A 13,617-nucleotide genomic window follows, 5' to 3' on the forward strand; every position below is an offset into this window, starting at 1 on the left:
CCCGCCCCCATGGCACGGGGGGCAGGCGGTATGATGGAGCCAGCGAGACCACGGTGCCGGGCGTCGGCGCAGGGGAGCGGCGTGCAAGCAGCCGCCGCCGATGCCGGCGGTCGGGTTCGCCCGTCGCCGCGGGGATGGTGGCGGGCGTCACGTCGGCGGCGGGTAGGCAGGCGGATGCAGCGAGGCGGGGATGGCGGGTGAGCCAGCCGCAGATCGTCGCCCTGGGTTTCGATCCGGCGCAAGAGGGGGCCCGATTGCCCCGTTCTCTGGTGGAGACGGGGTGGCCCATCCTGCTGCACGTGGGCTGGCCCTCCGACGATTGGCTGGCTCGCCACCCGGCGGACCTCTACGTCCTCTGGCTCGACGGGATCGACCGCCCGGCGGAGCGGACCCGCACGTTGGGGCGCCTCACCGGCCGCCCGGTGCTCTGGTTCTACGGCGCGGCCGGGGACGAACCGGCCGGCCTGTGGCAGCACCTGGGCTCGGAGGACTGGCCCTTGTGGGCGGTCTTGCCCGCCACCGCGCCCCGGTGGCAGGTGGTGGCGGTCGCCCGAAGCCTCCTGGCGGCCGCAGCCCGCCTGGAGGCGGCCCTTCGGGAGGTGGCCGAGGCCGCCCGCAGGCTGGAAGACCGCAAGGTGATCGAGCGGGCCAAGGGGATCCTGATGGACCGGTTCGACCTGGCGGAGTCGGAGGCCTACAAGCGGCTGCGGGACACGGCCATGCGCCAGCGCAAGCCCCTGCGGGAGATCGCCCAGAGCATCATTGAGTTCGCGAGCCTCGGGCCCTTGGGGGGACCCTCCGCGCCCGTGGGGGAGGGGGCCGGCGGCAACCAGGAACGGGACGAGCCGTCCCCGCGGCCCGTCCGGCCGCGCGACCACCACGGGCCGGCGACAGGTGGGAGGCGGCGACGCCCCGGTCGGGGCTCCCGGCCTGGGCAGGTGGAACGGACGTGATCCGGACAAGACCGGCGGAACGGAAACGACCCGGGGGAGGAGCGCCCGTGGGCGGGCGGCGGTCCGGTCAACCCCGGCAGCGCAGGGCGCGCACCACGAGGTGCGCGCCCTGCGCGTTCGTTCGGGGGCCTGGTTGGCGGGGCGGGGCCCGTGGCCTGCGCCTCGTCTCCGGGTTGCTCCAGCGCCCGGCGCGACTCAGGTCTGGACCGTCGGTTGTGCCGAGGTGGGCCGGGTTGCCCGCTGCGCAGGGGCCGAGATCCCGGGCTCCGCCGACGGGAGCAGCTCGGGATAGGCGGGCAGGCCGTGTTCGCTGATGTCAAGGCCGATTCGTTCGTCCTGCCGGGAGAGGCGCAGGCCCACCGCCTTGTCCACGAGCACGAAGGTCAACCAAGCCGCCGCCAACACGTACGCCAAGGAGACGGTGACGCCAAGGGCTTGAACCCCCAGCTGGTGGAGTCCGGCGCCGTAGAGCAGTCCCGGTTGGCCCATACCAACCTGGTCGACCAGATCGGGGGCGGCGAACAGGCCCGTCGAGAGGGTGCCCCAGATCCCGCTGATGCCGTGGACGGAAAAGGCACCCACGGGATCGTCGACCTTCAGGACCCGCTCGGTCCACCGGATCGCGAAGACCATCAACACCCCGGCCACGGCCCCGACGATCACGGCCGCCCACGGTTTGACGAAGGCGCAGGAGGCGGTGATGGCCACCAGCCCCGCCAGCACGCCGTTCAACATGGACCAGACGTCGGCCTTGCCGGAAGTCACCCAGGCGGTGAACAGGGCGGCCAGCGCCCCTGCCGCCGCCTCGGCAGCGGTGGGTTCGGCCGCGACAGCTGGGCGACCCCAGGCACCGACCGCCAACGAGGCCACCAGCGCTGCCCAGCGCCCCAGATTCTTCATGGTTTCCCCCCCCCAATTCCGACGATGCCGTGGCGTCGAGGCCGCGGCCATCGTCGCACGAGTGCGACCGTTCCCCATCCACGCACCATCCCGGCGCGTCGGGTCCTGGTCGTCAGCCTTTTGGCACAGAGACGTCCGTGGAACCGGATCGGGACGGAACCGCGATGCCAATGCAAAGGAAAGGGGCCCATCCGCATACCGGCTGCGGCTGCGAATGGGCCCCGTTGCCCCCTTGGGACGCCGTCGTCCGCATGTGGAGTTGTGAGCGTGCGGCGCATCGGGCCCGCCGCCCGACCGCCTTCGCTTCTCAACGTAGTCGGGGACCGGGCCCATCGTCAACGGTCGAGCCTGACCAACCCTTGACGAAAGAGTTGACCATCCTCGACCGGTGGTGGGCCGCAGGCCGTCCTCCGGGGTTGGACAGACACCGGCGGGGGTGCCTCCCGCGTACGATGCCCCAGCGCCGATGGGCAGCCGCCCACGGGAGGAGGTCGGACACCCATGTGCGGCATCGCGGGATGGATCGACTGGGATCGGGATCTTTTGCGGGAGCGGCCGGTGCTCGAGGCCATGACGGAGACCCTCGTGTGCCGCGGTCCCGACGAGAGCGGCCACTGGGTCTCCCGCCATGCCGCACTGGGCCAGCGTCGGCTGATCGTCATCGACCCGGTGGGCGGCGTCCAGCCCATGGTGCGGGAGCGGGGCGGGGGCCGGTTTGTCCTGACGTACAACGGGGAGCTGTACAACACCGCCGAGCTGCGGCGCGAGCTGGAGGCCCTGGGCCACCGCTTCACCACCCGGTCCGACACCGAGGTGGTGCTGGCCGCCTACATGGCTTGGGGGGAGCGGGCGCCCGAGCGCCTCAACGGCATCTTCGCATTCGCCGTCTGGGACGAACGGGCCCAGCGGCTCTTCCTGGCCCGCGACCGGTTCGGGATCAAGCCGCTCTTCTACCAGGTCCGCGGCGGCACGCTGCTGTTCGCCTCCGAGCTCAAGGCCCTGCTGGCCCACCCCGAGGTGGAGCCCGTGGTGGACGCCGAGGGGCTGGCGGAGATCTTCGCCCTGGGGCCGGCCCGCACGCCGGGCCACGGCGTGTTCAAGGGCGTCGACGAGCTGCTGCCCGGTCATTACCTGGTCTGGGACCGGGGCGGCCTCCGCCGGCACGCCTACTGGCGGCTGGAGAGCCGGCCCCACACCGACGACCCCGCCACCACGGTGGCCACCGTCCGCGACCTCCTCGCCGACGCCGTCCGGCGCCAGCTGGTGTCCGACGTCCCGCTGGGGACGCTGCTCTCGGGCGGCGTCGACTCCAGCGCCGTCACCGCCCTGGCCGTCCGGGCCCTGGCGGAGGCGGGGCACGGGGAGCCGCTGCGGACCTTCTCCGTGGACTACGAGGGCAACGACCGGTTCTTCCAGCCCAACGACTTCCAGCCCGAGGCCGACGCGCCCTACGTGGACCTGATGGTCCGCACCCTGGGCACCCGTCATCGGGTGGTGCGCCTGTCCACCGCCGCCCTGGTCGAGGCGCTGCCCCGCGCGGTGACCGCCCGCGACCTGCCCGGGATGGCCGACATCGACGCCTCGCTGCTGCTCCTCTGCGAGGCGATCCGGCGCGACGTCACCGTCGCCCTCTCCGGCGAGTGCGCCGACGAGGTCTTCTGCGGCTACCCCTGGTTCTTCCGGGACGACGCCCTGCGGGCCGACACCTTTCCCTGGTCGCTGAAGCTGGACGCCCGCCTCGCGGTGCTGCACCCGGCGCTGCGGGAGCGGCTGCGCCCGGCGGAGTACCTGGCCGACCGCTACCGCCAGGCCCTGGCCGAGGTGCCGCGCCTCGAGGGGGAGGAACCGGCCGCCGCCCGCCGCCGGGAGATCGCCTACCTCACCCTGACGCGGTGGATGCCGGTGCTGCTCGACCGCAACGACCGCATGAGCATGGCGGTGGGCCTCGAGGTGCGCGTGCCCTTCTGCGACCACCGCCTGGTGGAGTACGTGTGGAACGTGCCGTGGGCCCTCAAGACCATGGGCGGCCGGGAGAAGGGGCTCTTGCGTCACGCCCTGGCCGGGGTCCTGCCCGACGAAGTCCTCTGGCGGAAGAAGAGCCCGTACCCCAAGACGTTCAACCCCGCGTACCTGGCGGCCGTGGGCCAATGGGTGCGATCGATCCTCGCCGACCCGGACTCCCCCCTGCGCCCGCTGATCGACGAGGGAGCGGTGCGGGAGCTGGTGGAGGCGGAGGGGGAATTCGACCTCCCCTGGTTTGGCCAGCTGATGCGCCGGCCCCAGATGCTGGCCTACTTGGCCCAGGTGGACCTGTGGCTGCGGAAGTACAGGGTGCGGGTCGCGGTCTGACGGTGTCCAGGGCGGCGGTGCGGGTGTCCAGGGCGGAGGCGCGGGATCCGATGGGCGCGGTGCGCGGGGCGCGACGCGCCGAGAGGCAGGCACGCCGCAGAGGACGCCGCGGGGGCGGCCCGGGCATTGCCGGGCCGCCCCCGCGGGCTGCGTTCGTCCGGCGCCGGGGTCGGGCGCCTGGGTCCGGGGTGCGGAGCGAAGCCGCTGCGCCCGCCGCGGCCGGCGGCTCCGGTCCGCCCCACCGGCACCGGAGGCGCGCCGGTCGGCGGTCATGTGGCTCAGGCCTGGCCCTGCCCCTGCTTCACCAGCTGGACGTCGACGGTGACCCGCACCTCGTCGCCCACCAGGACGCCGCCCGACTCCAGCAGCATGTTCCACTTCAGACCGAAGTCCTTGCGGTTGACCTGGGTCTCGGCGTGGAAGGCGGCCCGCTCGTTGCCCCAGGGGTCCTTGCCGCCGCCCTCGTAGGTCAGGTCCCAGGTGACCTCCTTGGTGACCCCGCGGATGGTGAGATCCCCGGTGACCTTGTAGCGGTTCGCCCCGGTCTTCTCGATGCGGGTGCTGCGGAACTCGATGGTGGGGTGGTTGGCCACGTCGAAGAACTCCGCGGACCGCAGGTGCTCGTCCCGCTGGGGCTCCCGGGTGTCGACGGTGGCGGCGTCGATGCGGGCCTCCAGCTTGGCGCCCTTGCTGAGGTCCGTGATGTCCGGCGCCTCGAGGTAGCCCTCGATCTTGCCGAAGTGCCCCTTGACCGTGGAGATCATCATGTGCCGGACCGCGAACTCGACGGTGCTGTGGGACGCGTCGATGGTCCACCGCGTCGCCGTCGCCGCCTCGGCCACGACTCCCGACCTCCTTCGTACGGGTGGGTCCGTAACTTACTTAAAACAAGCAGCTCTATCGTATAGTGCCACTTTCCGGAGTGTCAACGGCCGTGCTACCATCGGGTTGGTCGAAGGGCTTGCAAGCCGCGTCCCCTCGCCCCGACCCGGCGACCGCCGGCCGCCGGCTCGCCGACCCTCGCTTCCCCTCGTCGTCTCGCGCCCGGCCGCCGGCCGCCGCTCCCGTCGCGGAGCGGCCGGGCAGGGGAAAGGAGGTGGTCCCGGCGTTGGATCCGGTGAAAGTCTGCCCCCGCTACGAGCAGGCCGTGCAGATCCTGGGCAAGAAGTGGACGGGCCTGATCCTGCGGGTGCTGATGACCGGCAAGAAGCGCTTCTGCGACTTCAAGGCCAGCCTGCCCGAGATGAGCGATCGCATCCTCTCCGAACGCCTCAAGGAGCTGGAGGAGGCTGGCATCCTCACCCGGCACGTGCACGACACCCGGCCCGTGCTCATCGAGTACGAGCTGACGGAGAAGGGACGGGCGCTGGAGCCGGTGGTGGCCGCCATCCAGGCGTGGGCCGACCGCTGGTGCGACGGCACCCCGGACTCCCATCCGGTTGACGAAGGGAGCGAGCCCGCGGAAGCGGAAGCGGCCACCCGGGAGGGGCAGGCGGCGGGGGAGGCGGGGTCCCCGCCGTAGGCCCCGCGGACGCCGCTTCCGCTGGGCGCAGGACACCGCGCCCCCGGGCGCCCGGCCCGGGCCCCGGAGGCGGTGCCCCCGCCCCGGCCGTGCGCCGTGCAGGAGCTCTTCCCGGACGAACGGGCGGACGGGCCCCGGAGCCGGTGCCCCCGCCCCGGCGGCGAGGCGCCAGCCGGCTGCGGCCACGACCCGTCGCCCCGCCGCGGGGTGCGATCCCCCGACGGGCCGCGAGGGGCGTGGTGGGCGGGGCGCGGTGGAAGGGGCGCGGCAGGCTCCGTCCCCTCGGCGGCGAAAGTCCCCAGCGATCCCATGAAGCGGTGGGATCGCCAGTCCGACCCGTGGGAGGAGGGGATTGCCGGTGGCCAGCGTCCCCGATGCGCCAGCGGTGGTGGTGGAGACCCGCTACGGGGCCGTCCGGGGCCGCAAGGAGGGCGCGGTCTGCGTCTGGAAGGGGATCCCGTTCGCCCGCCCGCCCGTCGGCGAGCTGCGCTTTCGCCCGCCCGAGCCCCCGCAGCCGTGGAGCGGTGTGCGCGATGCCACGCGCTTCGGTCCGGCCTCGGTCCAGCCCGACGACCGGCTGATCAGCAACCTGACCGGTGGCGCGACCCTGCCGCAGGATGAGGACTGCCTCTACCTCAACATCTGGTCACCCTCCCCCGAGGGCCGCCGCCCCGTGATGGTGTGGATCCACGGTGGCGCATACCTGACGGGCGCCGGATCCATCCCCTGGTACGACGGCACCTCCTTCGCCCGCGAGGGCGGCGTGGTGCTGGTGACCGTCAACTACCGCCTCGGTGCGCTGGGGTTCCTGTACCTCGAGGAGGCGTTCGGGCCCGATTTCGCCGGCTCGGGCAACCTCGGCATCCTCGACCAGATCGCCGCCCTGCGCTGGGTGAAAGAGAACATCGCGGCCTTCGGGGGCGATCCCGACCAGGTCACCATCTTCGGCGAGTCCGCCGGGGCCGGCAGCGTCGGCGTGCTGTTGGCGGCCCCGGGCGCGCGGGGGTTGTTCCGGCGGGCCATCCTGCAGAGCGGCTCGGGGGGCCTGGGGGTGCGCACGCGGGAATCCGCGGCGCGGGTGGCGGCCAGGGTCCTGCGCCATGCGGGGGTCGAACCCGGCGACCGGCGCGCCCTCCTCGACCTGCCTGCCAGGGCCTGGGTCGAGGCGGTGGCGGCCCTCGGGCCGGGCCTGCCCCTGGGGCCGGTGGTGGACGGCCACGTGCTGCCCGAGCACCCGCTGAACGCCCTCGCTCGGGGCGCGGCCCGGGACGTGGCGGTGCTGACGGGCGTCACCAAGGACGAGTACAACCTGTTCGCGCTCCAGGACCCCGTGTGGCTGGGGGACGACGAGGCGGCGCTGCGCCACCAGGTGGAGGCCATGGTGGGACCGGCGGCGGCGGGGCGGCTGATCGAGTTCTACCGCAGGCGGGGCCAGGGGCCGCTGGGTCGACGGCTCCTGCCGCTCATGAGCTACGCCGTGTTCGTCCGCGGGATGCTGGCCACCGCCGACGCCCAGGCGCAGGTGGGGGCACCGGTGTGGGCCTATCGGTTCGACTTCGAGACCCCGGTGCTGGGCGGCGTGCTGGGGGCCTGCCACGCCCTGGAGATCCCGTTCGTGTTCAATAACCTGGACCGGGCCGGGGCCGACCGCTTCACCGGCACCGCACCGGAGCGGTACGACGTCGCCCGCATGATGCACCGCGCGTGGATCGCCTTCGCCCGCCAGGGGGATCCGCAGCACGACGGTCTCCCCCCCTGGCCCCGTTACGATCGGGACGAACGGGCCGTGATGGTCTTCGACCGGGAGCCCCGCGTCGAGCGCGACCCCTGGCGTGAGGAACGGGAGGTCTGGGCCTCGGTGCCTGCAGGCCTTTGAACGCCGGCCATCCCCAAAAAAGGGGCCGGGCCGGGGTCCTCTCCGGCCCGGCTGTCGGCGCGCATCAGGGGGGAGCGGCGGCGGCCGGGTGTCCGGCCGCCGGCCGCAGGTCGCGCACCGCAATCCAGGTCAAACCTCTGGGCAGGCTCCGGCTGCCTCGGCACGGGAGACCCGCCGCCCGGCTGGGTCCCCGCGGCGCCGCACCCCGCCGCCCGGCGGGGTGCGGCGCCGCCGTGGCTTCCTCGGCATCCGCCATCGTGGGCGGCCCCTGGGCGGCCCTGGCCCGGGCTCGTGCGCCGGATGCGCCCTGGCGCCTCGGCGTGCCGGCCCTCAAGCGAGCCCCGCGGCCACCGCGGCGGGACCCTCAATCGAGCCCCGCGGCCACCGCCGGCAGGACCGCCGCCGTCTCCTGGAAGATCCGCTCCCGCGAGGCCCGCGGCACGACCCACCAGAAGGCCGGGAGCGCCTGCTCCCAGTGGGCGAGGAGCTCCCGCGCCCGGGCGCTGCCGGTGCGGTCGACGTGCATGGCCACGAGCTGGCGCAGGCTCTCCCGGGCGGCCTCTTGGGCAGTGGCGCTGGGCACCTCGGTCAGCCGGAAGAGCTCCACCGAGGGGGCGTGGTGGCGCACCGCCAGGGCGCCCGCGGGATCGTAGACGAAGGCCGTGCCGCCCGTCATGCCGGCGCCGAGGTTGCGGCCGGTGGGGCCGAGGATCACCACCGTGCCGCCCGTCATGTACTCGCAGGCGTGATCGCCCGCCCCCTCCACCACCGCCACGGCGCCGCTGTTGCGCACCGCCAGCCGCTCGCCCGCCGCGCCGGCGCAGAACAGGGCGCCGCCGGTGGCCCCGTAGAGCACGGTGTTGCCCACCAGCACGTTGCGGGCGGGATCGGTCGGCGTCCCCGGCTGCGGCCGGATGACGATCTCGCCGCCGGCCATGCCCTTGCCCACGTAGTCGTTGGCCATGCCCGTCAGCTCGAGGTGGAGGCCGCGCATGCAGAAGGCGCCGAAGGACTGGCCCGCCACGCCGTGGAAGGCCAGCTGCACCGTGCCCGGTGGCAGGCCCTGGTCGCCGTAGCGCCGGGCGATCTCCCAGGCCACCGTCGCCCCCACGGTGCGGTCGGTGTTGCGGATGGCGTAGCGGCGCCGGACGGGCCGCCGCCGCTGGATGAGGGGGGCGAGCTCGGCGGCGATGCGCCGGCCGAGATTGTCGTCCTCCGGCAGCGGGTTGCGTAGCTGGACGCGGCGCAGGGGCACGGGCTGCGGGCCGGCGTCGGCCGCCGCGGCCGGTTCGTCCCCTTCGGCCGTCGCGGACGATTGGGCGCCCGGCCGGCGGGTGCTAGGTTCGTCCACCGCCGTCGTCGCCTCCGTCCGCGCCGCTGCCGGGGGGGCTGCCGGCACCAGCAGCCGGCCCAGGTCGATGCGCTCGGCCCGCGGCAGGGGGGAGGGCCGCTGGACCAGGAGGTCCGCCCGCCCGATCACCTCATCCAGCGAGCGGTACCCGAGCCCGGCCAGGAGCTCCCGCACCTCCTGGGCCATGTAGAGGAAGTAGTTCATCACGTGCTCGGGCGTGCCGGGGAACCGCTGCCGGAGCCGCTCGGCCTGGGTGGCGATGCCCACCGGGCAGGTGTTGGTGTGGCAGGCCCGCGCCATCACGCAGCCCTCCGCCACCAGGGCCGACGTGCCGAAGGAGTACTCGTCGGCGCCCAGGAGGGCCGCCACCAGCACGTCCCGGCCGGTCTTCAGGCCCCCGTCGACCCGCACCGTCACCCGGCCGCGCAGGCCGGTGGCCACCAGCATCGCCTGGGTCTCCACCAGGCCGAGCTCCCACGGAAGGCCCGCGTGCTTGATCGAGCTCAGGGGCGACGATCCCGTGCCGCCGCTGTGGCCGCTGATCACCACGATGTCCGCGTACCCCTTGGCGACGCCGGCGGCGATGATGCCCACCCCGGTCTCCGCCACCAGCTTCACCGAGATCAGCGCCTCGGGGTTCGCCTGCTTGAGGTCGTAGATCAGCTGGGCTAGGTCTTCGATGGAGTAGATGTCGTGGTGCGGCGGCGGCGAGATCAGCGGCACCCCCGGCACCGTGTGGCGCAGCCGCGCGATCAGCTCCGTCACCTTGTGGCCCGGGATCTGGCCGCCCTCCCCGGGCTTGGAGCCCTGGGCCATCTTGATCTGGATCTCCACGGCCGAGGCCAGGTAGGCCGGGGTGACGCCGAAGCGCCCCGAGGCCACCTGCTTGACCGCGCTGTTGCGCTCGGTCCCGTAGCGGGCGGGGTCCTCGCCGCCCTCGCCGGAGTTGGACCGGGCCCCCAGCCGGTTCATGGCGATGGCCAGGTTCTCGTGGGCCTCGGGCGAGAGGGCGCCCACGGACATGGCCCCGGTGGAGAAGCGCCGCACGATGGCCTCGATCGGCTCCACCTCCTCCACCGGGATGGGCGCCCGGTCGGAGCGGAAGTCCAAGAGGTCCCGCAGCTGGCTGGGCGGCCGGTCGTGGACCAGCCGGCTGAAGCGGCGATAGTGCTCGTAGGTGGCGAGGAAGTCGCCGTCCAGCACCCCCGGCCGCGCCCGCACGGCGTCGTGCAGCGCCCGCACCACCTCGGGGCTGAACTCGTGCAGCTCGCCGTCCTTCTTGAACTTGAAGAACCCGTACCCGTCGGCGGCGGTGTCGGCCAGCCCGTCGCCGGCTGCCGCGGGCTCGCGGGCCCCGCTGCCGGTCGTGGCCCCTCGCCTCCGGCCCGTCGCCGGTTCCTCCCCGGACGAACCGGCGGCGCCACGGCTTGGCCCGTCGCCGGTGGCGCCGCGGCCTGGCCCGCCGCGGCCCGCCTCCCGCGCCGGGGCCGCCGCGAAGGCCTGCCGGTGCCAGTAGAGCACGTCCTCCCCAAGCTCCCGCAACCCGTTGCCGCCCACCTGGCAGGGCGTCCCGGTGAAGCAGCGTTCGACCAGCGCCGGATCGAGCCCGATGGCCTCGAAGATCTGCGCCCCCTGGTAGGCGTCCACGGTGGAGATGCCCATCTTCGACATGACCTTCTTGAGGCCGCCCTCCACCGCCCGGATGAAGTTCGCCTCGCCGTCGGCCCCGCCCAGCTCCCGGGCGACGGCCAGGGCCAGGTAGGGGTGCACGGCCGCGGCGCCGTAGCCGACCAGGGTGGCGAAGTGGTGGACGTCGCGGGGCTCGCCGCTCTCGACCACGAGGGACGCCAGCGCCCGCTTGCCCACCCGCAGCAGGTGGTGGTGGACCGCACCCACCGCCAGCAGGGCGGGGATCGGGGCGTGGTCGGCGTCGACGCCCCGGTCCGTCAGCACCAGGACGGACGAACCGGCGTCCACCGCCGCCTCCGCCCGCCGGCAGAGCTGCTCCAGGGCCGGCTCCAGGGCATCGGGCCCTGTGGCGGGGAAGAGGATCGGCAGTTCGGCGAGGCGGATCCCCGGCGTCCGCGCAAGCCGCCCCAGCCGCCGCAGCCAGGCCATCTGCTCCGCCGTCAGCACGGGCCCGGGCAGCTCGATCACCCGGGCCTGGGCCGGTTCCTCCACCAGGATGTTCGGCTGCCGGCCCAACCGCACCGTCAGGGAGAACACCAGCTCCTCCCGCAGGTGGTCGATGGGCGGGTTCGTCACCTGGGCGAAGCGCTGCCGGAAGTAGTGGTGCAGCGGCCGGTGCACCAGGGAGAGCACGGCGTGGGGCGTGTCGTCGCCCATGGAGCCGTCGGGCTCCTTGCCCGACTCCACCATGGGCCGGACGATCACCGTCAGCTCCTCCCGGGTCCAGCCGAAGGCGGCCAGCGGGGGGAGCGGGGCGGAGGCGAGGGCGCCGGGGCACGGATCCGCCGCCTCCCGTCGGTCGGTGCCTGCGACCCCGGCCGACCCGCCCGCCGGGCATGCACCGGCGGCGCCATCGCCGGCGGGTCCGGCTCCAGGTCCCGTCCCCCCGAGGCCGGCGCGGCGTCCTCCGCACCGGGTTCGTCCGGATAGCGCACGATCTGCCGCACCCACTGCCCGTACGGCCGGCGGGCCGCCACCTCCGCCTTGACCTCCCCATCCCGGAGGAACCGGCCCGTCGCCAGGTCGACGGCGATCATCTGGCCGGGGCCGAGCTTGCCGTGTTCCTCCACGTCGGCAGGCTCGGCGTCGAGCACGCCCGCCTCGGAGGCGGCCACCACGAGGCCGCTCTTGAGGACGGTGTAGCGTAGGGGTCGCAGCCCGTTGCGGTCGAGCCGCGCCCCCACCCAGCGCCCGTCGCTGAAGATCAGCGCCGCCGGCCCGTCCCACGGCTCGGTCAGGCACGCGTGGAAGCGGTAGAAGTCGCGCAGCGCCGGGGGCAGGTCGGCCACCTTCTCCCAGGCCTCGGGCACCAGCATCAGGAGGGCGTGGAGGGGGTCGCGGCCGGCCAGCACCAGGAGCTCGAGGACGTTGTCCAGCATCGCCGAGTCGGAGCCTTCGGGGTCGATGACCGGCGCCACCGCCGCCGGCGCCAGCTCGGGCCAGTCGGGCACCCGCAGCCACGGCTCGCGGGCGGCGATGCCGTTGACGTTGCCCTGCAGGGTGTTGATCTCCCCGTTGTGCCCCAGCAGGCGGAAGGGCTGGGCCCGCTCCCAGGTGGGCGTCGTGTTGGTGCTGTAGCGCTGGTGGAAGATCACGAACCGCGTGGCGAAGTCGGGATCCCGCAGGTCGCGGTAGAAGCGGTCGAGGTCGCCGGCCATGACGAGCCCCTTGTACACCACGGTCCGCGACGACATGGAGGCGATGTAGGGCTTGCGCAGGCCCGCCGGGGCCGGCCCGGCCGCCGGCGCCCCGTCCCGCCCTTCCCTCTGGACGAACGCGGCGGCCCGGCGCTCGAAGGCGCGCCGCGCCAGGTAGAGGGCGCGGTCGAAGGCGAGGCCCGGCGCCACCCGCGGTCCCCGCACGATGACGGCGTGCCACAGGGCCGGCCGGCTGGCGGCGGCGATGGGTCCCAGCGCGTCGAGGTCGACGGGCACGGGGCGCCAGGCCAAGACCGCAAGACCCTGCTGGCGGCAGGCCTCCTCGAGGAGCCGCTGGGCGCGGCGCTCCGCCTCGGGGGCGGTGGGGAAGAAGCAGGCGGCCAGGGCGAAGTCGTCCTCCGCGGGGAGGCGGACGCCGCGGGACGCCAGCTCCCGCGCCAGCAGGCGACGGGGGATCTCGGTCATCACGCCGGCGCCGTCGCCGGTGCGCCCGTCGGCGGCCACCCCGCCCCGGTGCCGCAGGCGGCGCAGGGCTTCGAGCCCCACGGCCAACAGCGTGGGGTCGGGTCGTCCGGAGAGGGTGGCGACGAAGCCCACACCGCAGGCGTCGTGCTCGGGCGACAACCCCGCCGCATGGCCCCCGTCCAGGGTCGATCGGTGGTCGCGTGGATGCGGGTGCATCGGCACTCCTCCTTGGTTGGCCCGTCGGTCGACCCGTCGGCTTGCCCGGGTCGGGTCCACTCCCTTGCCTGGGTTGGGTCCACCCCTCGGCTCGCCGCCGGGTTCGCCGGCCGCCGGGGTGGGTTTCACGCACCGCCGCGGAGCCGCGGCGGCGGTGCGGTCCGGTGCGCCTGCGGGGTCCGGGTGCAGGACGACCGCTGACTTGCAAGTGTCATTGCATCCGTCCTGCACCGCAGCCGGCCGAGCATGGGCCGCAACGCCGGGCCGGCGGCCGGGATATTCATCGGATTGCATGACCCCGGGTGACCCCACGGATCGATCGACGTCGAATCGTTCGGTAAATTCGCCTACGTTTTCCGGTTTGTTTGGGGAAATGGGATAGGGATCGTTCGGGTTTTTGGCCGCTGTGCCCCGGGCGGTTCGTCCAGGGACCGCCGGCAACGAATATTTAGGCATGATTATACGGTCCGCGGGTACCCCGTCAAGCAATCGTTAAGAAAGTTTATGATGGTCAACTTGCAAAGCGGGCGGCCGATCGGTGGAAGAGTTGCCGCCGTGCCGCCAGCGGTGGCCCGGCGGGTGTGAGCGGCAGCGCTTGGCGGGTGAGTGGTCCGCAAGAGCGGGCAGCGCCAGGGAGG

General features: G+C 73.8%; 8 protein-coding genes. 4 read left to right on the plus strand and 4 right to left on the minus strand.

The window, feature by feature from the left end; genetic code table 11:
* Positions 1-197: 197 nt before the first annotated feature.
* Entirely contained in the window at positions 198-953 is a 756-nt protein-coding gene (locus E1B22_RS06810; RefSeq protein WP_135225059.1) for an ANTAR domain-containing response regulator, read from the plus strand.
* Between the two features lie 195 nt (positions 954-1,148).
* Here the strand turns inward: E1B22_RS06810 and E1B22_RS06815 are convergent, their stop codons facing one another.
* Entirely contained in the window at positions 1,149-1,853 is a 705-nt protein-coding gene (locus tag E1B22_RS06815; protein WP_207669849.1) for an ammonium transporter, read from the minus strand.
* A gap of 501 nt (positions 1,854-2,354) precedes the next feature.
* Between E1B22_RS06815 and asnB the strand changes: the two genes are divergently transcribed.
* The gene (gene asnB / locus E1B22_RS06820) at positions 2,355-4,202 is read left to right on the plus strand and encodes an asparagine synthase (glutamine-hydrolyzing) (protein WP_135225060.1); all 1,848 of its coding nucleotides are present in this window, start codon (positions 2,355-2,357) and stop codon (positions 4,200-4,202) included.
* A 278-nt stretch (positions 4,203-4,480) separates the two neighbouring features.
* Here the strand turns inward: asnB and E1B22_RS06825 are convergent, their stop codons facing one another.
* Entirely contained in the window at positions 4,481-5,044 is a 564-nt protein-coding gene (locus E1B22_RS06825; RefSeq protein ID WP_135225061.1) for a YceI family protein, read from the minus strand.
* Positions 5,045-5,319: 275 nt separating this feature from the next.
* Here E1B22_RS06825 and E1B22_RS06830 point away from each other — a divergent pair, with 275 nt between their 5' ends.
* Together E1B22_RS06830 and E1B22_RS06835 are read left to right on the plus strand one after the other, a co-directional pair.
* Positions 5,320-5,724, plus strand: coding sequence for a helix-turn-helix domain-containing protein (locus E1B22_RS06830; protein WP_305791222.1), 405 nt, complete (start codon positions 5,320-5,322; stop codon positions 5,722-5,724).
* A 358-nt stretch (positions 5,725-6,082) separates the two neighbouring features.
* A complete protein-coding gene (locus E1B22_RS06835) occupies positions 6,083-7,600 on the plus strand; it encodes a carboxylesterase/lipase family protein (protein ID WP_207669850.1) in 1,518 nt (505 codons plus the stop codon).
* 364 nt (positions 7,601-7,964) lie between these two features.
* Here the strand turns inward: E1B22_RS06835 and E1B22_RS06840 are convergent, their stop codons facing one another.
* Both E1B22_RS06840 and E1B22_RS13270 read right to left on the minus strand, forming a co-directional pair.
* On the minus strand, positions 7,965-11,345 hold the full coding sequence (locus tag E1B22_RS06840; protein ID WP_243123214.1) for a glutamate synthase-related protein: 3,381 nt from the start codon (positions 11,343-11,345) through the stop codon (positions 7,965-7,967).
* A gap of 2 nt (positions 11,346-11,347) precedes the next feature.
* The gene (locus tag E1B22_RS13270) at positions 11,348-12,979 is read right to left on the minus strand and encodes a hypothetical protein (RefSeq protein WP_243123215.1); all 1,632 of its coding nucleotides are present in this window, start codon (positions 12,977-12,979) and stop codon (positions 11,348-11,350) included.
* Between the last annotated feature and the right edge of the window lie 638 nt (positions 12,980-13,617).

This window comes from Thermaerobacter sp. FW80 (assembly GCF_004634385.1).
Classification (GTDB): Bacteria; Bacillota; Sulfobacillia; order Thermaerobacterales; family Thermaerobacteraceae; genus Thermaerobacter; species Thermaerobacter composti.